Here is a 23,727-nt window from a genome sequence, read left to right as displayed (position 1 = left end):
AGGCGGTCCTGTCATTCATGTGACATCTCTGGCGCAGAGTTCTGACAACATGCGCAGCCGACGCTTGGGTTCACTGACGAACGGGTTGCGTTCGTCCCAGGCATAACCGGCGAGAATGGCGCTGATCATGCGGCGGATATCCGGTGAGCCGCCTGTGTGGAAGATCACATCCTGGAAGGTCCCGGCGTACCAGCCCTCGACGTAGCAACGGAAGGTGTCGACGCCACGCTTGAGCGGTTCGGCGAACTCGCTCTGCCAGTCCACGCTTTGCCCTTGCAGTTGGCGATGCAACACGCCCGCGGCCATGCTCGCCGAGCGCATGGCGATGGTCACGCCGGAGGAGAACACCGGGTCGAGGAATTCCGCGGCGTTGCCGAGCAGCGCAAAGCCCGGGCCGTGCAAGGTTTTGACGTTGGCCGAGTAGCCGCCGATGGTGCGTGCGGGCGTGTCCCACACGGCATTTTTCAGTACGCCAGCCAGGCTTGGGGTTTCAGCGATGAACCCGCGCAGGCACTCGTCCAGATTCTCCATGCGGCCTTCGAAATGTTCAGCGGCCGCGACCACGCCCACCGAACATCGACCGTTGCTGAACGGGATGGTCCAGAACCAGATGTCGCGATGGATGGGGTGGGTCGTAATCAGGATCTTTTCCCGCTCGAAAGACGGGCTGTCGATGTGGTCTTCGATATGGGTAAACACGGCCTGGCGCACCGGAAAATTCGACGGCGCTTCAAGGTCCAGCAGGCGCGGCAGCACACGACCGTAGCCGCTGGCGTCGAGCACGAAATCCGCTTCGACGCGGTACTGGCTGCCGTCTTCGCGCAGCACCTCGAGCTGCGGCTTGGGCAAGTCGAAATCGACGCTGACGATGGCTTCGCCATAACGCACTTCTACGCCTTGCAGCGCAGCCTGATCGGCCAGCAGCTTGTCGAAATCGGCCCGTTGCACCTGGAACGTGGTCGGCTTGCCATGGCTGAACGTGTCGCCAAAATCGAAGGCGCTGTACTGCTCGCCCCAGGCGAAGGCGGCGCCGTTTTTAAGCTGGAAACCTGCAGCGTTCACGGCCTCGAGCATGCCGGCTTCTTCAACGAAATCCAGGCAATGCGATAACAGGCTCTCGCCGATGGAGAACCGTGGGAAGTGCTGGCGCTCGATCATCAGCACATCATGACCGTTACGCTTGAGCAGCGCGGCAGCGATGGCGCCCGAGGGCCCCGCGCCGATGACGACGACCTGGCGACATTGCATTTCAACTGTTGGCACGGGGGCTCCTTGCCGGGGCGGCGATGTTCAAAGGGGGCTGCGCATGCCGGCCAGTGCCGGCAGCAGCGTCGCGATCAGGCCCATCACCATCAGCGCAAAGTACAGCGCCGGGCTGATGAGCTGTTGTTGCAGCAGCAGGTTGAGAAAAACGATCTCGCTCAAGCCACGAATGTTCAGCAGCAAGCTTTCCCGCCAGCGACTGGCGCCTTCAAAGGAGGCGCCGGCCCAGCCGAGACCCAGCCAGTTGCCCAGCAGTTTGCTGGCAATCGGCAACAGCAGCAATGCGGCCAGTTGTAGCCAGCTCAGGCTGGTCATGGCGGCGTGAACGTTGATCTGCACAATGCCGAACGTGAGGATCAGCGGAATGGCGATCCAGGTTTGCAGACGGGTCATCCACACTGCGGACATTGGCCACACCAGCGGTACTTTCAGCGCGGCCATGCACAGCAGATAACCGATGCCGAAAATCAGCGCATTGAGCTTGAAGTGCTCGGCGACCACCAGCAGCGCGAAAAAACAGCCGCTGTGCAGCAACGGCTGACGCAGACCGAGCACACGCAACAGCACCGGCAGGCAGGCGCCAGCCAGCGGCAGGAGCAAACTGCTCAGGTGCAGGCTGCCTTGGGCGAAGCCGAACAGCGTCCAGCACGCCAGGTCGATGAGGATCGCGGTCTGCACCAGGCGCCGGGTGGCGTCGGGCGGGTAGTTGATGTGGCGCAGGTACAAATACAGCACCGGAATCGCGGTGATGGCGAACACCAGGCCCACCGCCAATGAACTGATCCACGATTGCGCAGGCAGCAACCACACCGCCGTCGCCAACCCGCCCGCGAACGGAACGCAAAAACTCGGCAGGGCGATTTTCAGGCTCTGGCGGTCCAGCCGCAGGTCGATCACGTCGCTGAGAATGTGCCCCAGCAGCAAGGCAAAGCTCAGGCTGTAGAGGTTTTTCAGCCATGTCGGCGAGATCAGTTCAGCGCCGCTGAGCTGCCAGCCGGGCTCGATCCAGAGGTACATCAGCAGCGGCAGGCCGAAGGTCGCCAGCAGCAACTGGCTGACGATCGGGATCAGGCCAAAATGACGACCGACACGGGTGGCCACGGCGAACAGCGCGAGGGCCATCAGCCAGAACAGGGCGATCATCATGCGGCTGACTCCGCAACCGGAGCCGTGTGCAGATGTCGGCCCGCCCATGGCGCCAGGATGAAACTGAAAGCCAGCCCCAGGCTCACTGACAATCCAAAATTGCTTACGGCCGGGGTACTTGATACGGCGAGCAGACCGAACGACAGCCAAGTGGTCAGCGCTGCCAGCAAGGTGCCGAGCAGGCTCACAGCGGCGCCGCCGACCTGTTCGCGCATGAGGATTGCGTAATCGACGCTGATCGCCGTCACCAGCAGCAGGCCGAACAGGCTGAACAGCGTCAACGGTTGCCCCAGCCAGCCGAGACTGGCCAGGCTGCACAGCGCGGCGAGCAGTGGCAGGGCGACGATGCGCAGGGCACCGCCGAAACCGAATGGCAGCATCAACACCAGCACGATCAGTGCGCAGGAGGCGAGTTTGAGCTCTGCTGCGCTGATCTGTGTCGCGGCGAAAACGCTGTTCAATTCACCGAGGCGGTCGACCAGTTTGACGCCGGGCAAGTCCAACGCCTGAACGCGTAACAGGGTCGGGTCGTTGAGCCCTTGCAGGCTGACCATCGCTGCCACGCCACCGTCATCGGTCGGCCCCAGCCACAGTGGACGATAAGGTTCAGCCAGCGGCCCGAGCAGTGCGGCATCGATGTCTTCGGTGGGCAACGCCTGCAATTTCGTCAGCTCGGCATGCAGCGCTTCGGCCGGTACGCCGACGGCGAGCAGCGGTTGCCAGAACTGCGGCAGTTTACTCAGTGCATTACGCACTTGCTGCTGTTCACTTGGCTGGCTCACGAGCTGATTCAGCGACAGGTAACCCTGAAGTTTTTCCAGGTTCACCAACTGATTCAGCCGTTCGCTCAACGCGGTCTGACGCTCCAGCAGTTCTTGCTGATTGGCGCCGCGCACCAGGAAGAACTGGCTGGTCGGTTGAAAACCCGTGATGCGCGCAATGGTCTTGGCTTCGTCAGTCAATTGCTGCGGTGCGCCGATCCATTGGCGGATGTCGTTTTTGCTGTCGAGTTTCAGCAGACCGCCCACGCAGAAGGCAATCAGCAGGGCCAGCAGCACCGGCGTGCTGGCCTGTTTGAGCAGCGCGTCACGCAGGCTCAGCAAACATTCGCAGAGACGCAGTGGCCATTGTGCTGGACGGATATCGGCGCCCTTGAGCAGTGCCGGCAACAGACAAACGGCGGACAGATAGGCACCCAGCAAACCGGCGGCGGAGAACACGGCGATCTGGGTCAGGGCCGGGAACGGTGTCCACGCCAGCGCCAGGTAACCGATGCAACTGGTGATCAGGCTCAGCGTCAGGCCCGGCAGCGTCAGGCGCAACGCGGGCCAGCTGTGCCAGGGTTTCAGGCTCCAGCTTTTCGACAGGTAATGCAGCGGATAGTCGACGGCCACACCGATCAGGCTGGAGCCGAGCACCAGCGTCATCACATGCATATGGCCGAACAACGCCACGCAGGCCACCGCGCCAAACAGCATGCCCACCAGCACCGGAACGAACGCGAGCAATACCCGCCATCGCCGGAAGGCCAGCAACAGCAACGCCAATATCCCCAGCGTGGCGCCGCCGCCGACCCATGTCATCTCGCGGGTGGCTTGTTGCTGACCGCTCGCGGCGTAGAGCAATCCGCTGGCTGCCAGCAATTGCACGTCAGACTGCGCCGCTTGTTCGCGGCTATGTTTCAGCAGGTCGGCCACTTGCAGCGGCAGGCTCATGTCGAACGCATTGCCGGTGGTTTTTGCCCGCAGCATCACCCAGCTCTTGCCGTCGGCATCGGCGATCAACGCGCCGCTGCCAATGTCCAGTTGCACGGCGCCGTGTTGCGGTTGGCTGTTCTGAATGCGTCCGGTCAGGCCCAACCAGTCATCCTGGCTCGGCACCAGACTGAAGCCGGTAAACGGGTCGAACAGCGCCTGAACCCGTTGCTGGATGAAGACGTCTGGGTGCTCGATCAGTTGCTGTCGATCCGCCTCGGACAGCATTGCCAATCGGCCTTGCAGCAGTTGCGTGCGCAGTGCGGGCAAGTCGGCTTGTAACGTCCACTGCACCTTCTCGAACAGACCGCTGGCCTGCCATTGCTCGCCGAGTTTCTGCGCCATGGCGATGGCTTGCTCGCGATCCTTATGGCCGACCAACACCAGCATTTCGCGGTTCAGCGGTTCTTGCATGCGTTGTTCGGCGCGCAGTTCCAGCGCATCCGGCGCCGTGCCCGGCACCAGTTCCATCAGGTTGGCCGACAGCGGCGCGCCATCACGCCATTGCCAACCGGCGAGCGCGAGCACTGCCAGCAGCAGGATCAGGAATAGCCATGGCAGCCTGCGTTCACTCGGCAAAGTCATGTTGCTCCGCAGTGCTCAAGGGTTGGGCGCTGGTGCTGTCCTGCATGCGTAACAGGGTGCTGTCGCCTTGGGTTTCCAGCAGTTCGATGGTGCTCACCAATTCACTGCCGGTGATGTTGATCTGCTTGAACACTTGCTTGAGCAGCAGCGAGCGCGGGATCAACGTCAGCTTCCAGTTCTGCGCGTCGCCGCTCAATGACAGCTCGAAGTCACGCTGCAAACCGCTGCTGTCGCCTTGCAGCACGGCGAGGAACAAGCGGTTCTGCTCGGCGCCGGCGCTCTTGTCCGGCAGCATTTGCCAACCGCTGGCGTCGCGTCGGGCGATGCCGTTGGCGGTGATGCGGTAATCCTGTTGCAGCGGGGTTTTCAGCAGCCACAGCAGGCCATGATTTTTTGCGAGAACGAACGTGCCCTTGCTGGTCAGCGGTTGGGGCAGGGCGCGCAGGTGTTTTTCCTGGATGAAGTTACCGTGGATGACATCGGGTTTGGCCAGTTGATCGCTCAACTGCTGCGAATCAAATGCCTGCGCAAGTGAAGAGAAACCGAGCATCACCACAAACATGTAGCAGCTGCTGAGCCCGCGAGGCTGCGTCCGGCGGCGAAGCCGTCGTAAAACCTTCACATGCGGTGCTTCAGCAAAAACGCAGGGCGACTGCTGCGCAGCCGAACGCAGGCTTCGCCAGCTGCTACAGATCGAACGCAGGCTGCTATAGAGAGTCGTAAGCAGATTCATGCCAGCGTCCTTTCGACAGCGTCGGTAAAGACCTTCGGTGAGGCCAGCTGCATTTCGCGGCTGGCCATGTCGACGGCGACTTGCACGGAGCTGGCGCGGGTCAGGCGTTCGCCGGTTTCCAGGTCACTGATCAGGTAATTGATCTTCAACCGGTTCTCCCACTCCACCAGATTTGCCCGCACGTTCAGTTTCTGGCCGAACACTGCGCCACGCACGTAGCGCAGTTGCAGGTCGATCACCGGCCAGGCGTAACCCGACTCGGACATCGCCGTGTAGTTATGGCCGATCTTGTCCAGCAACGCACAACGGGCGACTTCCAGATATTTGACGTAATGGCCATGCCAGACCACGTGCATGGTGTCGACGTCAAAGAACGGCACCTGGATTTCCGTATCGGTGTGAAGCACTCCCTTGCTACGCATGCAGCCTCCAGTGTTGCTCGGCAATTCGTTTCAGGCACAGGCGCAATTCGCCTTCCAGTGCGCGATCTTCGATGACCGGCGGGAAGTCCTTGGCCAGTTCCTCGTGCATGGCGGCCAGGGCTGGCGGCAATGGGCGAGCATCCTCGGCCTTGCTGCGCAGCCACACGCCCTGATTGGCTGCGAGCAAAGTCGCGGCGGCGACCTGTTCGGTCAGCTCCAGCACACGAATCGCATCGCGGGCGGCAATGGTGCCCATGCTCACTTTGTCCTGGTTGTGGCACTCGGTAGAGCGCGAGAAAACGCTGGCCGGCATGGTGTTTTTCAGTGCTTCGGCGGTCCAGGCGCTGGTGCCGATCTGCACGGCCTTGAAGCCGTGGTTGAGCATCGCCCGGTCAGCGCTGGCGCCGGACAGATTGCTCGGCAAGCCATGGTTGTAACGCTCGTCCACCAGCAACGCGAGTTGCCGATCCAGCAAGTCGGCCACGTTGGCCACCAGGTTTTTCAGGCTGTCCATGGCGAACGCGATGTGGCCGCCGTAGAAATGCCCGCCGTGCAAAACGCGCTCGGCTTCAGCGTCGATGATCGGATTGTCGTTGGCGCTGTTGAGTTCAATTTCGATGAACGAGCGCAGCCAGTTCAGGCTGTCCGCCAACACGCCGAGGACGTGGGGCGCGCAACGCAGGGAATAACGGTCTTGCAGGCGGTGCAGTGGCGCGGTCGGCGCGTCGATCGCCAGATCCTTGCGCAGCCACGCGGCAACTTGCATCTGCCCCGGGTGCGGTTTGGCGGCGAACAGGCGCTCGTCGAAGTGTTCCGGGTTGCCCTGCAACGCCACCACGTTCAGTGCGGTGATGCGGGTAGCCAGTTGCAGCAGGTAATCGGCGCGGGCGAAGGCCAGGCAGGCGAGGCCGGTCATCACGGCGGTGCCGTTCATCAACGCCAGTGCCTCTTTCGGTCGCAGTACCAACGGCTGCCAGCCCAGTTCACGATGCACGTCGGCGGCTTGTCGGCGTTCACCTCGGAACATCACTTCGCGTTCACCGGACAGCGTTGCGGCAACGTAGGACAACGGCGTCAGATCACCGCTGGCACCGACCGAACCTTCTTCCGGGATCAGTGGCAGGATGTCGTGTTCGAGGAACGCTTGCAGGCGTTCCAGCAGTTCCACGCGCACCCCGGACACGCCATGGCACAGCGACTGCAAACGCGCGGCGAGCACCGCTCGGGTGGCTTGTTCGTCGAGCAGTTTGCCCAGGCCACAGCCGTGAAAGGTATACAGATGACGGGGCAGCGCCTCGACGTGATGCAGCGGCACCGCGACCACGCAGGAGTCCCCATAACCAGTGGTCACGCCATAGATCACGCCTTCCTTGTCCAGCAGGGAATCGAGGAATCGCGCGCCCTTGGCGATACGCTCGCGGTACGCGGGATCGCCCTGCAACTGCGTCGGCACCTGACGGTTGGCCAGGGCCAGCACGTCTTCGATGCGCAAAGGGAGTTCGCCGAAGGTTACCGGCTCATGCGTTGGCGTCGTCATCGGTCTTCCAGAAAGGGTAAAAGTTGAACCATTGTTGGGGCGCTTCGAGGCAATAGTGACCCAGGCGCTCGGCGTAGCGGGACGCCCACTGATGAATGACCTGTTCGCGATCGCTGCGTTTCCACACCACGGCCTCGGCAAACGGTTCGAGGGTCACGCGATATTGGCCCGATGGTTTTTTCAGGCACATCAGCAGATTGATCGGGCATTTCAGCAAACCGGCGAGCAGCCACGGCCCCTGAGGGAACGCCGCCGGGTGGCCGAGAAAATCCACGGTCACACTGCGTCCGCCGTGCAGCGGCACGCGGTCGCCGGCAATCGCCAGCCATTCGCCACGCTCGAGCCGCTCATGCAATTGCAGCATGATCACCGGGTCCAGCTCGCTGACCTGTATCAGTCGCAAATTGGTTGCACCGGCCTCGCCGAGCAAGCGGTTGAACTGCTCGGCGTGCTTGGTGTGGACCAGCACGTTCATCGTGACTTTTTCGCCGATTTCCGCGAGTGCGCGGCAGACTTCGAGATTGCCCAGATGCGCGCCCACCAGCATTTGCCCACGAGTGCCGCGCAGTTGATTGCGCAGCAGCGCCGAGTCGATGATTTCGATCTGGTCGATGCTCAGCTTGCCGTTCCACACGTCGAGCTTGTCGAGCATGGAGTCGGCGAACGCCATGAACTGGCCGAACACGCGCCAATGGGTGGGGCGCAGTTCCGCGCGACCGCTCCAGTCGACGAGACGTTGCTGGTACTGCCAGGCGCTGTGGCGCGCGCTGCGTCCGAACAGGAAAAAGTACAGGACGATGCCGTACAAAATCGGGCTCAACAGCCGCCGGCCCAGCACTTTGGCGCCGAACGCAGTGAGCTTCATCAGCCAGAAGCTGCCTCGCTCCTGGCGATCGGCCCAGTGCTTTTTATCTACGTCACTGCTCATGCCCGCCACCGTCGCCAGAGGATCACCGGTGCCCGCAGCAACATGCCGAAAAACAGCCGTGTGTGCATGCTGGAGATCAGCACATTGTCGTGGAACAGGCGGAAATGCGAGACGCCGTCGAGCGGGTAATGAACCCGGGTCGGCAACCATTGCATCGGCAGGTTGCGCCAGGCCAGGCGCACCAGAATGTCGGAATCAAAGTCCATCCGTTTGCCGATCTTCGCCGAGTCGATCAGCTCCAGAGTCGGCGGCAATGGATAGACGCGAAAGCCGCACATGGAATCGCGAATCTGCAAGGACAGCGTATTGATCCACACCATGACGTGCGTCAGGTAGCGGGCATACAAACGACCTTTAGGCACGCTGGCGTCGTATTGCGGGTAACCGCAGATCACCGCATCCGGGTGGGCGCGTGACTGCTCGATGAAGAGCGGCACGTCCTGCAGGTCGTGCTGTCCGTCGGCATCGACTTGCAGCGCGTGGCTGAAACCCAGGCGTGAGGCTTCGCGCAGGCCGGTCATGACGGCGCCGCCCTTGCCTTGGTTGGCAGTAAGGCGGATCAGGTTGACCATCTCGCGCTGCGCCAATCGGTCGAGCACTCTGGCGCAGGCTTGATCGCTGGCATCGTCCACCAGAATGCACGGCAGGCCACTGGCAATCACCGCGTCAACCACCGTGGTGATGGCGGTTTCGTGGTTGTAGACCGGAATTACGGCGCAGGGGCTATGCATACCAATCACACCTCAACCTTGTAGCTGCTGGCTAAGCCTGCGTCCGGCCGCGAAGCGGTCGTAAACCGGTATGTGCGGTTTTCCGGGATATAGGGGGTGGTGTCGATGCGAGCGCTTCGCACTCGGACGCAGCCTTCGGCAGCTGCTACAGGGGGCTTCAACTTATCCACAAGCGGCCTCCAGCAAAATCCGCCCACTGGAGCAGGTGGCAGTTTCATTGCGATAGGCGAAATACAATTTGCTGCGTTCCGGGTCAAAGCGCAGGTGCAGCTGGATTTCGTCACCGGGGCGCACCAGTTGCTGGAATTTCAGCACTTCCATGCCCGCGAATTTCGCCGGCAGGTCCATCAATTGCTGGCCTAGGTTCAGCGCCCATTCCACCTGCACCACGCCGGGCAGTACCGGCGTTTGCGGGAAGTGGCCGCTGAAGTAAGCGAGGTCCGGCGGGACTGCCAGTTGCAGGCTCCACTCGCCGTCGACTTCGACCTGTTCGAGCACTTCCGGCGCCTTGACGCGGGGCGCCAGCAGCAAGGCTTCGACATCGGCCTGAGGCAACTTGCCCTGAGCGTTCAGTGGCATTTGCCGCAGCAATCGCCAGCGTCGGGGCAGGGCGAGGGTTTCGCAGTGCTGAGTCAGGTGCTGACGCAATTCCTGCGTGAGGGTGCGTCGCCCCTGATTGCGCAAGGCGTGCAGGCCCGATTCGCTCAACACCAATAGCGCACCCAGCGAGGCGCGGTTTTCCTGGACCACACCGAGGCGCGCTTCCGCGACCCAGTGGTGGTCCATCAGAGCCTTTTCCAGCATGGGCAGCGAGATACGTTTTTCTTCCAGTTTGACGATCCGGTCCAGCCGGCCGAGCAATTCGAAACGGCCGTTGGCCGTAATGCGTGCGGCGTCAGCAGTGTGTTCGGTGTGGCCGGCCGGCAAATAGGGCGATTGGATCAGCAGCGCGCCGTCACTGTCCTGGCTCAGTTCGACCTCCGCAAACGGCTGCCAGAGATCGTCCCCTTGTCGCCAGGCGATTCCACCGGTTTCCGAGCTGCCGAGGATTTCTGTCGGCCATTGTTCCAGACACTGGTGCAGGCGCTGCGCGGCCTCGGCGGGCAACGCACCACCTGAGGAAAACACTCGTCGCACGGCGCTCAAGGCAGGCCAGTCGAGGTTGTCTCCCATGCGTTTGAGCAGCGCCGGGCTGGCGACCCAGGCGAAGGACGGGTGTTCACGGCTGGCGCGCTGCAAGTCTTCGGGAAACGCCAGTTGCTTGCGTACAAATGTCCGCCCGGCGCACAACGGCCACAGCACCCGAAACAGCAAGCCATAGATATGTTGAGTGGCGACGCTGCCGATGATGCATGCCTCGCCCAGGTCTGCGCCCCAGAGCTGTTCCAGCGCCTGAACTTCATTGGCCAGTTGGCGCAGGGTTTTGTCGATGCGCTTGGGCTCGCCGCTGGAGCCGGAAGTGCAGAGGCTCAACTGGCAGGCGTCTAAATCCAGCACGGCACCGGGGAGAGGCGGGTGACGGTAATCGCCCAGGTGTGCGTCATCGGCCAGATTGGTCAGCCACAGGTCGACATCGGCGGACCAGCGCTGGTGAGTCTGCTGTTGCAAATCGGCGGGCAGCAGCACGCTGACGCCGGCACGCCAGGCACCGAGCAGGGCAATGGCCAGGTCGGCGGCGTCTTCCAGGTGGACGGCAATGCGCTGCACACCTTGGGCTTGCAGGCCGGCTGCCAAACGCAGGGCCTGTTCGCACAGTTGTGCATGATTCAACGCCGGTTCGGCCGTGACGGCACGCTCCGGCTGAGCCTTGAGCAACAGCTGCTCAAGTGTTATCCAATTCATGAGTGGCCTCGTACCCGTTGTCGTATCAGCCATTCAATGGCAAACAGCAGGCCCATCAATCCGTAGGAAATCAGGCCGGTGTACAACATCCACCAGCTCAGCGGCGCCCAAAGGGTCAGGGCGGCGGCGAGCACGCCGTTAAAGATGAAAAACACACACCAGGCAATTGTCACCTGGCGCGTATAAATAATGGCCCTGGGCGGCAGGTGCGGTTCACGCAGGCGCGCCAGGCGTTCGACCATCGGCGGGCCGACTTTGAGGCTCAGTCCAAACAGCCCGAGCATGAACGCGCTGATCAGTACCGGGTACCAGCGCAGCAACTGCGGGCTGTCGAACAGTGCCAGCAACAGGCAAAAAGCGATGGCGATGGTCGCCTTCCACAGGCTGCCGGGACGCCGCGCACCGAGCAGCGCCCGAGCCAGCCACAGGCTGCCCAAGAGCAGGCCGAACTGCCACGGAGCAAAATGTTCCATGCCGAAATACACCGCAAAGGGGTACAACAGGCCCGCGAGCAGCAGGCCAAGGCCGATCAGTCGGCTCATGCTGCCGGTTGAACCAGGCGATACACCGCCTCGACCACGTCGCTGACAGTCCGCACCGATTTGAATTCTTCGGCGGCGATTTTCTTGCCGGTCTGACGCTTGATGTGATCGATCAGGTCGACGGCGTCGATGCTGTCGATTTCCAGATCCTGATACAGGTTTGATTCGAGGCTCACGCGCGCCGGGTCCAGCTCGAAGAGTTCGACCAAGGCATCGCGCAGGGTGTTGAAAATGTCGTCACGAGTTTGCATGGTCCGGTCTCAAGCTGCCTGTTTTGCAGTGACGAACGCCGCAAGGCTCGCCACGTTGGTGAAGTGATTACGGGTGTCCTTGGCGTCGGCGTCGATTTTGATGCCATATTTTTTCTGAATCGCCAGGCCGAGCTCCAGAGCGTCCACCGAATCCAGGCCCAGGCCTTCGCCAAACAATGTCTGTTCGTTGTCAATGTCGTCGGCGCTGATGTCTTCGAGGCCGAGGGCGTCGATGATCAGATCTTTGATTTCACGGTGTAGATCGCTCATCTTCGGCGAGCTCCTTAATAAAGTAAGTATGCAAATATTCGTTGAGCTTGCGCGAAGCCTGCGGGGGCGGGCCTAGCGTTGCGAAAGACTGTGGGTCTATATCGGCCCCAACGCGAAAACTGAAGTGCACGCGGCGTTTCGGGATCCGATACCAGGGCTCGGCCTTGGTCAATGTCGTCGGGCTGACCTTGATAATCACCGGGGTGAGGATTTTCGCACCGCGCAGGGCGATCGCCGCGCCCCCCCGATGAAAGGCTGGCGCCTCGCCAGGCTGAGTGCGCGTGCCTTCGGGAAAAATGATCAAGGTCTGACCGTCTTTCAGCGCATCGGCAGCCGCGTCCAGCATGTCCATGCTGCCGTCGTTGCTGATGTATTCGGTACGGCGTAGCGGGGCGCGGGTAAAGGGGTTGTCCCAGAGGCTTTGTTTCACCACGCAATTGGCATGAGGCACCAGGCCAATCAGAAACACGACATCAATCAGCGAGGGGTGATTGGCCAGGATCATTTGCCCGGGGCGACCGAGTTTTTCCGCGCCCTGGATGTCGTAGGTCAGGACACCGGTACGGGCCATGAACCGGACAAAAAACCAGAAGCAACGACTGACGGTTTTTCGTGCGCGCAGGCGGTGGGTTCTGGCATCACCGGGCAGGCAACCCAGCAGCGGGAAAACCACCAGCCGCAGGCACAGGCCGCCTAACCCGAACAGGGTGAAGCTTGCGGCAGTGGCCAGCAGGCGCCAGTAATAGGCGTCGCGGTTTTTTCCGGTTACGGGGTGCGATGCCAGGTCCATACACGATTCTTCCAGGCATGTTGGCAAGTGGTTTGCTGGCCGAGCAGGGTACGCAACAGATTCAGGGCATGGGGCCAGTGGGCTTTGGACAAGCTTTGCGTCGAGCTGTTCAAGGACAACTGCCAGTCGGTACCGGGGGTCAGCAACAAAGCCACGGCATAGGGAAACGGCACATCGTCGATCCAGGTCTCGTAGGCGTCGGGCGGTTGTTCTTCGGCGACAATCAGCAGGACGGCAGGCGCGCCTTCGTCCAGCATCGCCGCAGCCTCTAGCATGCCGTGTTCAAGCCCGTCACCGGCGGCGGCGAGCGCCGTCATTTCGCTGGTTTCGCCACGCATGATCGACCATAGACCAATAACGGCGTTGTGGACGGACAAGCTGAATTGAGTGGGTGACAACGGTTGGTCGGCCGCCAGATCCCTGAGGATTTCGAACGTGCGCGGCGTTTCGCCGTGGCGGGATATAAAGACCAACGGTAGGTCAGTGCGACCATCGGCCAAGGGCCAGCCGACACTGAAGGCCATTCGCGCCAAACGGCTGAGTCGCCGGCGCTGCATGGCGGGCAGAAACGACACGTCGGGAGCGGCATCGCTGCTCGCAAGCACGACCGGTTGTCGGCTCCATGCCTGCCAGTCGTCCACGCTTTCGAGCCCGGGAGCCCACGCGCGCCATTGGGCGATGTTGAAGTTGATCACAGACATACATCCCGCCCCTGCAGGGCTAACGTGACGCGGTGAGTCGCAAAAACAGCGACAGACCTTACGTGGCGCGTAACGCCGAGTGGCGCGCATTATCCGGGTGCTACGGGTGCGTAGCAAATGCTGGTTACATTTTGCGCAAGGAAATGTACCGTCCGGTTCGCAAAAAGCTGTCGGTTGGCCATTATCCACATCAGCATGTGCGCGTCTGTCGGCCCGTTACCCGAATCAGTGAATGAGATTGCCTCCTATCAATGGGGAAACAGGACATGACCGTGTAGTCCCTGTCCCAAGGAGGTAGCTAAGCGATGCCGTGGACTACTACACTCGGTCATTCTTTGATACACGGAGGTCTGACATGCGGCGCGTGGTATTTAATCAAAAAGGTGGCGTGGGCAAATCCAGTATTGCCTGCAATCTGGCGGCGGTCAGCGCCAGCGAGGGCTATCGCACCCTATTGGTGGATCTCGATGCCCAGGCCAACTCCACTCAATACCTGACGGGCCTCACCGGCAATGACATCCCGATGGGCATCGCCGATTTCTTCAAACAAACCCTTTCCTCCGGCCCGTTCTCGAAGAAGAACCAGGTCGACATCTACGAAACGCCCTTCGACAACCTGCATGTGATCACTGCCACGGCTGAACTGGCGGATTTGCAGCCCAAACTTGAAGCCAAACACAAGATCAACAAGCTGCGTAAGCTGCTTGACGAGTTGGGGGAAGATTACGACCGGATTTACCTGGATACACCGCCCGCGCTGAACTTCTACGCGGTATCGGCGTTGATTGCTGCGGATCGTGTGCTGATCCCCTTCGACTGCGACAGCTTCTCGCGTCAGGCGTTGTACGGCCTGCTGGCTGAAATCGAGGAATTGAAGGAAGACCACAACGAAGGCCTGGAAGTCGAAGGCATTGTGGTCAACCAGTTCCAGGCTCGCGCCAGCCTGCCCCAACAGATCCTCGACGAGTTGATCGCAGAAGGGTTGCCGGTGTTGCCGGTGTACCTGGCCAGTTCTGTGCGTATGCGCGAATCTCACCAGGCGAACACGCCGCTGATCCACCTCGACCCACGGCACAAGCTGACCCAGCAATTCGTCGAACTGCACAATCTGCTGGAAAATGCCTGATCCTGCGTAACCACCGACCCCCTGTAGGCGTGAGCCTGCTCGCGAGAGCGGAGTGTCAGTCGACATCAATTTGACTGTTATATACCGCTATCGCGAGCAGGCTCACTCCTACATTTGATTGGCGGTGGTCTTAAATACCTTGGCTACGCAGCCAACTCATCAACTGCGGTAACGGAAACGCCCCGCTCTGGCGCGCCACTTCCCGGCCGTTCTTGAACAGAATCAGACTCGGGATCGAGCGAATCCCCAACTGCGCCGACAACTGCTGGTTCGCCTCGCTGTCCAGTTTCGCCAACCGGCACTTGCCCGCCAACTGAATGGCCGCCTGCTCGAACACCGGCGCAAAAGACTTGCACGGCCCGCACCAGTCCGCCCACACGTCCACCAGCAACGGCAGATCGCCTTTGATCTGGCTGGCGTAATCGCCTTGCTTCAATTCGAACGGCTTGCTCAGCAAGACCTCGGCCTTGCAGCGCCCGCATTTTGGATGGTCGTTGAGGCGCTCGGCGGGGATGCGGTTGAGGCCGTTGCAGTGCGGGCAGGGGATGAGGAGTGGGTCGGTCATTTTGGGCTCCAAAAAATTGAGCAATCAGACTCGCTGATTTGGAGTCGAAGGCTGGATTTATCAAGTTGATAAAACGACTGAATCGAATTCACAGCCGTCGCAATTGCACACAGTTTCCGGAGGGGCAGTGCTGAAACGGTAGCTACGCTGCGGGCAACTCAACACGACTTATCTTCAGTCAAGGAGATCGCTTTGCTTTCAACTGCGTGCTACTTTTGTTGCACTTATCGACTTCTCGATGTTTTTCACTTTCCGGATAGGAGTACTCCCATGTCCGTGACTTCCAAAATCCGCCGTCAAGGTGGAGCCGCCGTGATAACTCTCCCACCTACCTTACTGAAACTCCTGCATCTGGAGGTAGGGGCACAGTTGGAGCTCAACGTGGTTAATGGTGAGTTGATTGCTCGCCCCGTTGTGCCGTCTTCTCGTAAACGCTACAGCTTGACTGAGTTGCTTGAAGGCGCTGAAGAAATAGCTGAATTGAATGCGCTGACATCGTCTGCCCGCGAAGGTGATCCAGTTGGCCGGGAGTTGGGTTGATGGTGCGTGGGCAGGCCCCGCAGCGGGGCGACGTCTATTGGGTTGACCCCAATCCGGTTGCTGGACGAGAGATGATGAATCGGCATCGCTTCGTGGTGATAACGCCAAGGGAAATCAATGCTCTGGGTGTCAGCATGACGGTCCCTATCACCAGCGGCGGCAGCTTCAGTCGAAACTCGGGCCTTGCGGTTGTCGTATCAGGACATGACACGACTGGGGTCGCGGTGTGTAATCAGGTGCGCAGTTTTGATATTGAACAGCGCGTCCGTGATGGCTCTGCCAAATTTATCGAGCGTCTTGATGACGTGACAATGGCCGACATCGTTGCTCGAGTCGTCAGTTCCATCGATCCACTGGATTAGCCAGCATCACGACGAACAACTAATCTCCAAATGCTTGCCCCACTCCGGCGGCCGCTCGGCGTAACTCTCCATTCCCGGCTGTTCCTCGAACGGATTGCTCAGCACCGCGTGCAGCCGCCGAACCTCTGAATAATCCCCGCTCTCCGCCGCATCGATAGCCTTCTGCGCCAAGTAGTTACGCAGGATGTACAGCGGATTGACCGCGTGCATCCGTTGCTGGCGCTGTGCTTGGTCAACCGCGCCTTCGCGAGCCACCCGGGCAACGTAGAGCTCGCCCCAGGCGTCGAAGCCCTTGATGTCGACAAAGTCATCACGCAAGCGGGCGACAGCCATTTCCGGTGACTTATCTCCGAGACGACGGAAGAACAGGCTGTAATCGACGCCACTGTTCTGCATCAGCTGCAGCAGCTGTTCCAGCAGTTTCTGGTCATCGTCTTCAGCGGTGGTGAGGCCGAGGCGACGGCGCATCAGGTCCAGGTAGTGGGCCTGGTACAGCGGCAGGTAAAGCCCGAGGGCTTCGCGCAGGGCTTCGACGCTGATGAACGGCGTCAAAGCCTGGGCGAGGGCGCTAAGGTTCCATTGGCCGATCGGCACCTGGTTGCTGAAGGAGTACCGGCCCTGATCGTCGGAGTGGTTGCAGATGAAGTGGGCGTCGAAGTCGTCGAGGAAGGCAAATGGGCCGTAGTCGAAGGTGATGCCGAGGATCGACATGTTGTCGGTGTTCATCACTCCGTGGCAGAAGCCATAGGCCTGCCACTTGGCAATCAGCTCGGCGTTACGCTCGACGATTTCGCGGAACATCGCCAGATACGGTTCCGGTTGTTCCAGGCATTCGGGGAAATGCATGGCCAGCACGTGCTCGCCGAGTTCTTTCTGCTTCTCGGGGCGTTTGGTGTAGTAGAAATACTCGAAATGCCCGAAGCGCACGTGACTCGGCGCCATACGCAGGACCATCGCCGCGCGTTCCTGCTTCTCGCGCCAGACCGGCGTATCGGAGCCAATCACGCACAGCGCTCGGGTGGTCGGAATGTTCAGGGCATGCAGCGCCTCAGAGGCGAGAAACTCGCGGATTGAGGAGCGCAACACCGCGCGGCCATCGCCCATGCGTGAAAAAGGCGTCTGGCCGGCGCCCTTGAGGTGCAAGTCCCAGTGTTCACCGGCCTCGTTGTAGACCTCGCCCAGCAACAAGCCGCGTCCATCACCCAGCTGCGGGTTGTAGGAACCGAACTGGTGCCCGGAATAGACCATCGCCCTCGGTACCGCGTCGGCCCAGAGCTTGTGGCCGCTGAACAGCTCGGCGAACTCCGGGGTTTCAGCAACGGTCGGGTCCAGGTCCAGCAATGCCATGGCCGCAGGGCTGGCCACCACCAGGCGCGGGTTATCGATGGGCTCGGGCAGCACATGGGCGGAAAACGTATCGCCCAGACGGGCAAAACGATTATCGAAGGTCAGTTCGTCGAGGGCTTTCACCGGCCATCTCCAGCAGAATGTCCAAGCATTCTGCTGGGGATAGGGCGGTTAGTCGAGCTTGGCGGATGGCGGCTCTTGCACGGGTTTGCCATCGGCCATCGGCACGATGGTTTTACTTTCCGGCTCGATCGGCACCATTTTGTATTCCTGACCCTGAAGGTTCTTGAGGTAGACCTCCATCTGCCGGAACGAGATGTTGATGTGCTGCTTCTTGAATTCGCGGTTGATGAAGCGGTTGACCTCATCGAGCACCGGGTTGCGGTCACCGAGGTCGCGCACATGCATGCGCAACTCGTGGTCGAGGGTGCTTTCGCCGAAGTTCAGGAAGTACACGTGCGGTTCCGGGTCCTTGAGCACGCGCGGGTTATCGCGGGCCGCCTTGAGCAGCAGCTCTTTCACCAGGTCCAGGTCCGAGCCGTAATCGACGCCGAGCTTGAGGGTCACCCGGGTGATGGTGTCGGTGAGGGACCAGTTGATCAGTTGCCCGGTGATGAACGTCTTGTTCGGGACAATGATGTCCTTGCGGTCAAAGTCGGTGATGGTCGTGGCGCGGATGCGGATCTTGCTCACCGTACCCGACAGGTTGCCGATGGTGATGGTGTCGCCGATTCGTACCGGGCGCTCGAACAGAATCATGATGCCGGAGATGAAGTTCGCAAAGATTTCCTGCATCCCGAAACCGAGACCGACCGACAGCGCCGCTACCAGCCATTGCAACTTGTCCCAGCTCACGCCGAGGGTCGACAGGGTCGAGACAAAACCGACGCCGGCGATCACGTAGGACAGCAGCGTGGTCGTGGCGTAGGCGCTGCCCTGCGCCAGGTTGAGCTTGGACAGCACCAAGACTTCCAGCAGACCCGGCAAGTTGCGGGCGAGGGCGAAAGTGATGCCGATGATGATCAGCGCGCCGAGCATGTCGCCGATGCTGATCGGCACCATGCTCATGGTGGCGCCCGTGCCGCTGGTGTATTCGTAGAGGGTGATGTTGTCCAGGTACGAGAACACCGAAATCAGGTCGGACCAGGCCCAGTACAGCGCGGCCATGAAGCCGCCGAGCAGCGCCAGGCGAATCAGGCGCAAGGACTGTTCGTTGACCTTCTCGATGTCCAGCGTCGGTTCCTCGATGACTGCTTCGCCATCACCGGCCTCCTTCGCAGCCTGACGTTTGGCCAGGGCTCGCTGGTACGCCAGGCGGCGCGCCGCCACGCTGAGGCCGCGGACAAAGGTGGCTTCGATCACCAGCCAGAACATCAGCAGGTAAAGGGTGTTGATCAGTCGATCACTGAGCTTGAGCGCCGTGTAGTAGTAGCCGAAGCACACGGCCACGAACAGCGCGATTGGCAGGGCGGTAAACAGGATCCCTACAATTTTGCGGAACAGCGAAGTGTTCTCGTGCGTCGGGCTTCGCATCAGTAAGCGGCTGAGCAGCCAGGCCATCAAGGCATAGCAGGTCAACACCACCGGCATGCCCAGCACGTCATCGGCGAGCGTTGCCGGTTGCAGTTCGGCGACCGCCACTACCGCCACCAGCGCCATGACCACCAGACCGAGTCGACGGACCCAGCCTTGAAGGAATTCGACCTGAGGCTTTTCCCAACGGAAATGCAGTTCCGCCACGCCACCCGGCGCGAGGATCCGATAGGCGGTGTAGAACACCAGCCACGCCTGGGCCATTTGCAGCAGCGCGGCACCCATGTTGGCGTTTTGCCCGCGGGCGTCGATCTGCAAGGCGAGGCCGCACAAGGCCAGGCCGAGCGCGACCGGCATCGCCAGCAAAATATTGATCAGAATGGCCTGAGGCGTGTGCCACTGGCTGTCGCGCTTGAAGTGGCCGATGTCCTTGTGAACCTTGTTCAGTCGGGCATACAGGCTTTTGCGTCGCCACAGCAGGGCGCCGATCAGCAGCACCAGCGGCAGAAACAGCAGCGGACGTTGAATCAGGCCATCGCTCAACTCACTCAGGCTGGAAAACCACGGCAAGGTGGTGACCTGGCGCTGCAAGCGTTCCGGCACGGCGTGAATCCATTCCAGGTCCAGCGGCTTATTGCTGGGGATCCAGAACATTTGCTCGTCGAGGGTCGCGCGCAGGCTTTGCGCGGTGCTCAGCAGTTGCTTCTGATTGAGTTGCAGGGTGATGGATTCGTTGAGCACGGCGCTCAATTCGCGGTTCAGTCGCTCCAGCAGGTCGGCGCGGGTCGTGGCCAGTTCCAGCAGGCTCTTGCGCAGTTGCGGGGTGACTTGATCCGGCGGCTGGGTCGACAGCAGATTGTCGACGTAAGTGGCCGGATTACTCAGCAGTTCGCGTTGCTGGCTGACTTCAAACTGATAGAGGCGAATGTCGGCGATCTGGTCGGCCAGGTCGCGGTCGAGCCTCAAGCGCGGCAGAGACTGCTTCTGTTTGTAGAGAATCTTGGACAGCAGCAGGCTGCCCTTGAGCACGTTGATTTGCTCGTCCAGCGCTGAATCGCTCTGGGTGACGTTGTCCAGTTGCTGCTTGGTTTGCAGGTTTTGCTGGGTGACTTCGTTGAGGCGGTCGGTGCTTTTGAGCAGGTAGTCGGACAGCTTCAGGTTGGCCGCGCTTTCGGTGGCCAACAGGGCGCTGCCACCGGACTTCTGCGCCTCGATGGACTGCTGGGTCACCGTTTCCTGGGACTGGGCCAGGCGTTTCTGGTTGATCAGGGTTTGCAGCTCCTGGATCTCCTGATCCAGGCGATCGGATTTTTCCGAGAGCAAATCGTGCTGGCCGCTGCCCAGGTCCTGCAACTGACTGTTGCCGGCCAGTTCCTGACGGCGCAACGGGATCAGTGCATTCAGGGCGGCGAGTTCAGCATTGAGCAAGTCGCGCTGTTCACCACTCAAGGTTTTGCCGGCATCTTTGCCCGTCTTGAGGGTGTTGTTGATTTGTTGAATGCGCGTCTGGCTGGTCGAAATTTCCGCTTGGGCGCGCTCTGGTCGGGTCTGGGCGGTAATCACCAGACTGTTGGCATCGGCCAGGGCTTTTTGCAGATCGCTTTGCTGAGTCGAACGCTCGGTGAGCATTTGCTCGAGCTGCGGGATCGACAGGTTGGCGTAGCGCTGCCCCACCGGCTGCGCCTTGGTCGCCTTGAGGCGCGCCAGTTCACGCTGGTTCTCGATGTTCTGCTTGGGCGCGGTGGCCAGTTGCTGTTTGAGGTCGGCGAGTTTCTGCTCGTAGTCACGCGCGTTGTTGAGCTGGGTCAGCGTGTTCTGCAGGATGGCTTGCAGCGCTTTCTGGTCGGCTTCCGGCAGCTTGCGGTCGGCGATCTTGTCCAGGCTTGCCTGCACGGCTTCGCTGGACGGCGGTTCGGCCGCTTGCAGCGTGCCGATGGAGAGGCTCAAGCCCAGCAGGGCCATGACGAAAAAGGTGCGCAGGGTTGACATAGAGACCGATCGAAAACGAGACGAAGAGTGGAGTTTAGAGGAACAAGCCCGGACCCGGGCGACTTCCTTCGGGGAATCTGACGCCCACTTTGCCGATCTTGTTCCCTTCCATGACCGCCACGGTCCAAATGGTGTTGTTCCACTCCACTTGGTCGCCGACCACGGGTGCACCCCCGACTTTCTGGGCGATGAAGTGGCCGAGCGTCATGTCCGGATCGATGCCTTCGACTTTCAACCCGTACAGCGAAGCAACCGCGCCCAGCTGGGCGTCTCCTTCGAGTACGAAGTCGCCGAAGAAGCGCAAATCCAGACCCCGCTGCGGTGCCTGGCTGAAGAGTTTTCCGAGGGCCGGCAGGTTGTGTTCATGGCCGATAACACACAGCAAATCATCGACTTCCAGCACCGTACTACCCGACGGATGGAGCAATTGCTGGCCACGAAACAGGGCTGCGATGCGCGTACCTTCGGGCATTTTCAGCTCGCGGAGGGGCGAGCCGATGCACCATTTCTCGGCACCGAGGCGATAAATGAACAGTTCCCACTCACTGGTGACATGCACTTCCAGTGCAGACCGCGAGATCGGCGCGGGCTCCGGCGGCACCGTCACTTTCAGCAGTTTGGCCACCCAAGGCAGGCTTGTGCCCTGCACCAGCAGCGACACCAGCACAATAAAGAAGGCGAGATTGAAATAGAGCTGGGCGTGGGGCAAACCGGCCATGAGCGGGAACACCGCCAAAATGATCGGGACCGCGCCGCGCAGGCCGACCCAGGAAATGAACGCTTTTTCGCGGCCATGGAATGCCTTGAACGGCAGCAGTCCGGCCACCACCGACAGCGGCCGCGCGACCAGAATCATCCACAGCGCCAAGCCCAGCGCGGGCAGGGCGATCGGCAGCAAGTCATGCGGGGTAACCAGCAGACCCAGCACCAGGAACATCCCGATCTGCGCCAGCCAGGCCATGCCGTCGAGCATGTGCAGAATGCCGTGACGGCTACGCACCGGCCGGTTGCCGATGACCAGACCGCACAGGTACACCGCGAGGAAGCCGCTGCCGTGCAGGGCGTTGGTCAGGGCAAACACCACCAGACCGCCGGCAATCACCAGAATCGGGTAGAGGCCGTTGGCCAGGTTGATCCGGTTGACCAGTTGCAGCATCAGCCAGCCGCCGCTGAGGCCGACGACGGCGCCGATACCAAACTCACGCACGAAGTGCCCGAGCAAGCTCCAGTGAAGGCCGGTCTCGCCGCTGGCGAGCATGTCGATCAAGGTGACGGTGAGGAACACCGCCATCGGGTCGTTGCTGCCGGATTCGATTTCGAGGCTGGCGGTGACCCGTTCGTTCAGGCCTTTGCCACCCAGCAGCGAGAACACCGCTGCGGCGTCGGTCGAGCCGACAATCGCGCCGATCAGCAGGCCCTGAATAATGCTCAGGTTGAACAGCCAAGCGGCGACCATGCCGGTCAACGCCGTGGTAATTAACACCCCGACCGTGGCCAGCGACAGCGCCGGCCACAGTGCAACGCGGAAACTCGCGACCCGGGTGCGCAAGCCACCGTCGAGCAGGATTACCGCCAATGCGAGGTTGCCGACCAGATAAGCCGTGGGGTAGTTATCGAAAATAATGCCGCCACCGTCGACGCCGGCAGCCATGCCCACGGCCAGGATAATCACCAGGATCGGGATACCGAGGCGGGACGAAAGTGAGCTCACCAGAATGCTCGCACCTACCAGCAACGCGCCGATCAGAAACAGGCTGTTGATGGTGATTGCATTCAAAGGCAGTACTCCAGAAAACGAAAGGCGGGCACAAACTGACCATGCAGTCTGCGTGCCAGCGATTCTAACCTGTTGAAATGTGATGCTGTCAAAAAGGTTTTTGCATTGATACACCGCGATGGCAATACCCGCCCTGTAGCAGCCTGCGTTCGGCTGCGCAGCAGTCGCGATTCCTATGTACCGGATTTGTCTGACATACAGCGAATGACTATTTGACGACTGCTGCGCAGCCGAACGCAGGCTGCGCCAGCTGCTACAGGGGCGGTGTGATGGGTGTCAGAGGCTGAACCGCCCAACCATGTTGTTCAGGTCCAGCGCCAATCGCGACAGCTCATTGCTCGCCGCACTGGTCTGATTCGCCCCGGTCGCCGATTGCACCGACAAATCACGAATGTTCACCAGGTTGCGATCCACTTCGCGGGCCACTTGCGCCTGCTCTTCGGCGGCGCTGGCGATGACCAGGTTGCGTTCGTTGATTTCGACGATGGCGCTGTTGATAGTGTCCAGCGACAGGCCGGCGCCACGAGCAATGTTCAGCGTCGACTCGGCGCGCTCGGTGCTGTTGCGCATCGAATCCACGGCGTGCTCGGTGCCGCTCTGGATGCTGCCGATCATGCGTTCGATCTCGCTGGTCGACTGCTGAGTGCGATGCGCCAGGGCACGAACCTCATCCGCCACCACCGCAAAACCGCGACCGGCCTCACCGGCGCGAGCCGCTTCGATGGCCGCGTTCAGGGCCAGCAGGTTGGTCTGGTCGGCCAGACCGCGAATCACGTCCAACACTTTGCCGATATCGCGGGATTCGTTGGCCAGGTCGCCGATCAGCGTCGCGGTGCTCTGCACATCGGCGCTCATGCGTTCGATGGCGCTGACGGTTTCCTGCACCAGATCACGGCCATCACCGGCCGACGTCGTGGCATTTTTCGAGGCTTCGGAGGTGCTCACGGCGTTACGTGCGACTTCTTCCACGGCGCTGGTCATTTCGTTGACCGC

Annotated in this window: 20 protein-coding genes and 2 pseudogenes; 3 read left to right on the top strand and 19 right to left on the bottom strand. The window is 61.0% G+C overall.

Going from position 1 to position 23,727, the window contains the following annotated elements; all coding sequences use genetic code 11:
* Positions 1-15 precede the first annotated feature (15 nt).
* The 14 genes and pseudogenes from AB4N43_RS14525 to AB4N43_RS14460 form a co-directional block, all read right to left on the bottom strand.
* Positions 16-1,263, bottom strand: coding sequence for an NAD(P)/FAD-dependent oxidoreductase (locus tag AB4N43_RS14525; protein WP_460154177.1), 1,248 nt, complete (start codon positions 1,261-1,263; stop codon positions 16-18).
* Positions 1,250-2,409, bottom strand: a pseudogene (locus AB4N43_RS14520) (cation:proton antiporter). The gene AB4N43_RS14525 and the pseudogene AB4N43_RS14520 overlap by 14 nt, the downstream one beginning before the upstream one ends.
* On the bottom strand, positions 2,406-4,748 hold the full coding sequence (locus AB4N43_RS14515) for an MMPL family transporter (RefSeq protein WP_410921767.1): 2,343 nt from the start codon (positions 4,746-4,748) through the stop codon (positions 2,406-2,408). The pseudogene AB4N43_RS14520 and the gene AB4N43_RS14515 overlap by 4 nt, the downstream one beginning before the upstream one ends.
* Positions 4,732-5,310 carry an outer membrane lipoprotein carrier protein LolA gene (locus tag AB4N43_RS14510; protein WP_027922078.1) on the bottom strand — a complete coding sequence of 193 codons (579 nt, stop codon included), beginning with the start codon at positions 5,308-5,310 and terminating at the stop codon, positions 4,732-4,734. Before AB4N43_RS14510 ends, AB4N43_RS14515 begins: the two co-directional genes overlap by 17 nt.
* A gap of 167 nt (positions 5,311-5,477) precedes the next feature.
* A complete protein-coding gene (locus AB4N43_RS14505) occupies positions 5,478-5,903 on the bottom strand; it encodes an acyl-CoA thioesterase (protein ID WP_027922077.1) in 426 nt (141 codons plus the stop codon).
* A complete protein-coding gene (locus AB4N43_RS14500; RefSeq protein WP_027922076.1) occupies positions 5,896-7,440 on the bottom strand; it encodes an HAL/PAL/TAL family ammonia-lyase in 1,545 nt (514 codons plus the stop codon). Before AB4N43_RS14500 ends, AB4N43_RS14505 begins: the two co-directional genes overlap by 8 nt.
* Positions 7,421-8,368 (bottom strand): LpxL/LpxP family acyltransferase, encoded by a 948-nt coding sequence (locus AB4N43_RS14495; protein ID WP_027922075.1) that lies wholly within the window; start codon positions 8,366-8,368, stop codon positions 7,421-7,423. The genes AB4N43_RS14500 and AB4N43_RS14495 overlap by 20 nt, the downstream gene beginning before the upstream one ends.
* Positions 8,365-9,099 (bottom strand): glycosyltransferase family 2 protein, encoded by a 735-nt coding sequence (locus tag AB4N43_RS14490; RefSeq protein WP_027922074.1) that lies wholly within the window; start codon positions 9,097-9,099, stop codon positions 8,365-8,367. Before AB4N43_RS14490 ends, AB4N43_RS14495 begins: the two co-directional genes overlap by 4 nt.
* A 162-nt stretch (positions 9,100-9,261) precedes the next feature.
* Positions 9,262-10,941 (bottom strand): AMP-binding protein, encoded by a 1,680-nt coding sequence (locus AB4N43_RS14485; RefSeq protein WP_460154176.1) that lies wholly within the window; start codon positions 10,939-10,941, stop codon positions 9,262-9,264.
* A complete protein-coding gene (locus tag AB4N43_RS14480; RefSeq protein ID WP_460154175.1) occupies positions 10,938-11,483 on the bottom strand; it encodes a COG4648 family protein in 546 nt (181 codons plus the stop codon). The genes AB4N43_RS14485 and AB4N43_RS14480 overlap by 4 nt, the downstream gene beginning before the upstream one ends.
* Positions 11,480-11,734 (bottom strand): acyl carrier protein, encoded by a 255-nt coding sequence (locus AB4N43_RS14475; protein ID WP_007947135.1) that lies wholly within the window; start codon positions 11,732-11,734, stop codon positions 11,480-11,482. Before AB4N43_RS14475 ends, AB4N43_RS14480 begins: the two co-directional genes overlap by 4 nt.
* 9 nt (positions 11,735-11,743) lie before the next feature.
* Entirely contained in the window at positions 11,744-12,004 is a 261-nt protein-coding gene (locus AB4N43_RS14470; RefSeq protein WP_027922071.1) for a phosphopantetheine-binding protein, read from the bottom strand.
* Positions 11,985-12,794: a lysophospholipid acyltransferase family protein gene (locus AB4N43_RS14465; protein WP_027922070.1), complete on the bottom strand. Its 810-nt coding sequence runs from the start codon at positions 12,792-12,794 to the stop codon at positions 11,985-11,987. Before AB4N43_RS14465 ends, AB4N43_RS14470 begins: the two co-directional genes overlap by 20 nt.
* The gene (locus tag AB4N43_RS14460; protein ID WP_059181766.1) at positions 12,770-13,495 is read right to left on the bottom strand and encodes a beta-ketoacyl synthase chain length factor; all 726 of its coding nucleotides are present in this window, start codon (positions 13,493-13,495) and stop codon (positions 12,770-12,772) included. Before AB4N43_RS14460 ends, AB4N43_RS14465 begins: the two co-directional genes overlap by 25 nt.
* 355 nt (positions 13,496-13,850) lie before the next feature.
* Between AB4N43_RS14460 and AB4N43_RS14455 the strand changes: the two genes are divergently transcribed.
* Entirely contained in the window at positions 13,851-14,621 is a 771-nt protein-coding gene (locus tag AB4N43_RS14455; protein ID WP_027922068.1) for a ParA family protein, read from the top strand.
* Positions 14,622-14,751: 130 nt separating this feature from the next.
* Here AB4N43_RS14455 and trxC read toward each other — a convergent pair whose 3' ends face one another.
* A complete protein-coding gene (trxC, locus tag AB4N43_RS14450) occupies positions 14,752-15,186 on the bottom strand; it encodes a thioredoxin TrxC (RefSeq protein ID WP_027922067.1) in 435 nt (144 codons plus the stop codon).
* Positions 15,187-15,456: 270 nt separating this feature from the next.
* Between trxC and mazE the strand changes: the two genes are divergently transcribed.
* Positions 15,457-15,726, top strand: a complete 270-nt coding sequence (gene mazE, locus AB4N43_RS14445) for a type II toxin-antitoxin system antitoxin MazE (protein ID WP_460154174.1) — start codon at positions 15,457-15,459, stop codon at positions 15,724-15,726.
* The gene (gene mazF / locus AB4N43_RS14440; protein ID WP_027922065.1) at positions 15,726-16,088 is read left to right on the top strand and encodes a type II toxin-antitoxin system toxin MazF; all 363 of its coding nucleotides are present in this window, start codon (positions 15,726-15,728) and stop codon (positions 16,086-16,088) included. Before mazE ends, mazF begins: the two co-directional genes overlap by 1 nt.
* A gap of 6 nt (positions 16,089-16,094) precedes the next feature.
* Here the strand turns inward: mazF and selO are convergent, their stop codons facing one another.
* From selO to AB4N43_RS14420, 4 genes and pseudogenes are all read right to left on the bottom strand, one after another.
* Entirely contained in the window at positions 16,095-17,558 is a 1,464-nt protein-coding gene (selO, locus tag AB4N43_RS14435) for a protein adenylyltransferase SelO (RefSeq protein WP_027922064.1), read from the bottom strand.
* 48 nt (positions 17,559-17,606) lie between these two features.
* Positions 17,607-20,957 carry a mechanosensitive channel MscK gene (gene mscK / locus AB4N43_RS14430; protein ID WP_027922063.1) on the bottom strand — a complete coding sequence of 1,117 codons (3,351 nt, stop codon included), beginning with the start codon at positions 20,955-20,957 and terminating at the stop codon, positions 17,607-17,609.
* 34 nt (positions 20,958-20,991) lie between these two features.
* A complete protein-coding gene (locus AB4N43_RS14425; protein WP_027922062.1) occupies positions 20,992-22,734 on the bottom strand; it encodes a potassium/proton antiporter in 1,743 nt (580 codons plus the stop codon).
* 276 nt (positions 22,735-23,010) lie between these two features.
* Positions 23,011-23,610 (bottom strand): annotated as a pseudogene (locus AB4N43_RS14420) (methyl-accepting chemotaxis protein); the annotation flags it as partial.
* Between the last annotated feature and the right edge of the window lie 117 nt (positions 23,611-23,727).

It is taken from the genome of Pseudomonas sp. S2_B07 (assembly GCF_054668435.1).
Note: the sequence above shows the minus strand (reverse complement) of the source record. Positions and strands in the feature narration are given on the sequence as shown.

Bases quoted from the DNA above. Each gene is read 5' to 3' on its own strand.
- mazE (WP_460154174.1), top strand. From the start codon at position 15,457: ATGTCCGTGACTTCCAAAATCCGCCGTCAAGGTGGAGCCGCCGTGATA.
- AB4N43_RS14480 (WP_460154175.1), bottom strand. From the start codon at position 11,483: ATGAGCCGACTGATCGGCCTTGGCCTGCTGCTCGCGGGCCTGTTGTAC.
- AB4N43_RS14505 (WP_027922077.1), bottom strand. From the start codon at position 5,903: ATGCGTAGCAAGGGAGTGCTTCACACCGATACGGAAATCCAGGTGCCG.
- mazF (WP_027922065.1), top strand. From the start codon at position 15,726: ATGGTGCGTGGGCAGGCCCCGCAGCGGGGCGACGTCTATTGGGTTGAC.
- AB4N43_RS14475 (WP_007947135.1), bottom strand. From the start codon at position 11,734: ATGCAAACTCGTGACGACATTTTCAACACCCTGCGCGATGCCTTGGTC.
- mscK (WP_027922063.1), bottom strand. From the start codon at position 20,957: ATGTCAACCCTGCGCACCTTTTTCGTCATGGCCCTGCTGGGCTTGAGC.
- AB4N43_RS14515 (WP_410921767.1), bottom strand. From the start codon at position 4,748: ATGACTTTGCCGAGTGAACGCAGGCTGCCATGGCTATTCCTGATCCTG.
- AB4N43_RS14490 (WP_027922074.1), bottom strand. From the start codon at position 9,099: ATGCATAGCCCCTGCGCCGTAATTCCGGTCTACAACCACGAAACCGCC.
- AB4N43_RS14485 (WP_460154176.1), bottom strand. From the start codon at position 10,941: ATGAATTGGATAACACTTGAGCAGCTGTTGCTCAAGGCTCAGCCGGAG.
- AB4N43_RS14495 (WP_027922075.1), bottom strand. From the start codon at position 8,368: ATGAGCAGTGACGTAGATAAAAAGCACTGGGCCGATCGCCAGGAGCGA.
- AB4N43_RS14500 (WP_027922076.1), bottom strand. From the start codon at position 7,440: ATGACGACGCCAACGCATGAGCCGGTAACCTTCGGCGAACTCCCTTTG.
- AB4N43_RS14465 (WP_027922070.1), bottom strand. From the start codon at position 12,794: ATGGACCTGGCATCGCACCCCGTAACCGGAAAAAACCGCGACGCCTAT.
- trxC (WP_027922067.1), bottom strand. From the start codon at position 15,186: ATGACCGACCCACTCCTCATCCCCTGCCCGCACTGCAACGGCCTCAAC.
- AB4N43_RS14510 (WP_027922078.1), bottom strand. From the start codon at position 5,310: ATGTTTGTGGTGATGCTCGGTTTCTCTTCACTTGCGCAGGCATTTGAT.
- AB4N43_RS14455 (WP_027922068.1), top strand. From the start codon at position 13,851: ATGCGGCGCGTGGTATTTAATCAAAAAGGTGGCGTGGGCAAATCCAGT.
- AB4N43_RS14460 (WP_059181766.1), bottom strand. From the start codon at position 13,495: ATGTCTGTGATCAACTTCAACATCGCCCAATGGCGCGCGTGGGCTCCC.
- AB4N43_RS14470 (WP_027922071.1), bottom strand. From the start codon at position 12,004: ATGAGCGATCTACACCGTGAAATCAAAGATCTGATCATCGACGCCCTC.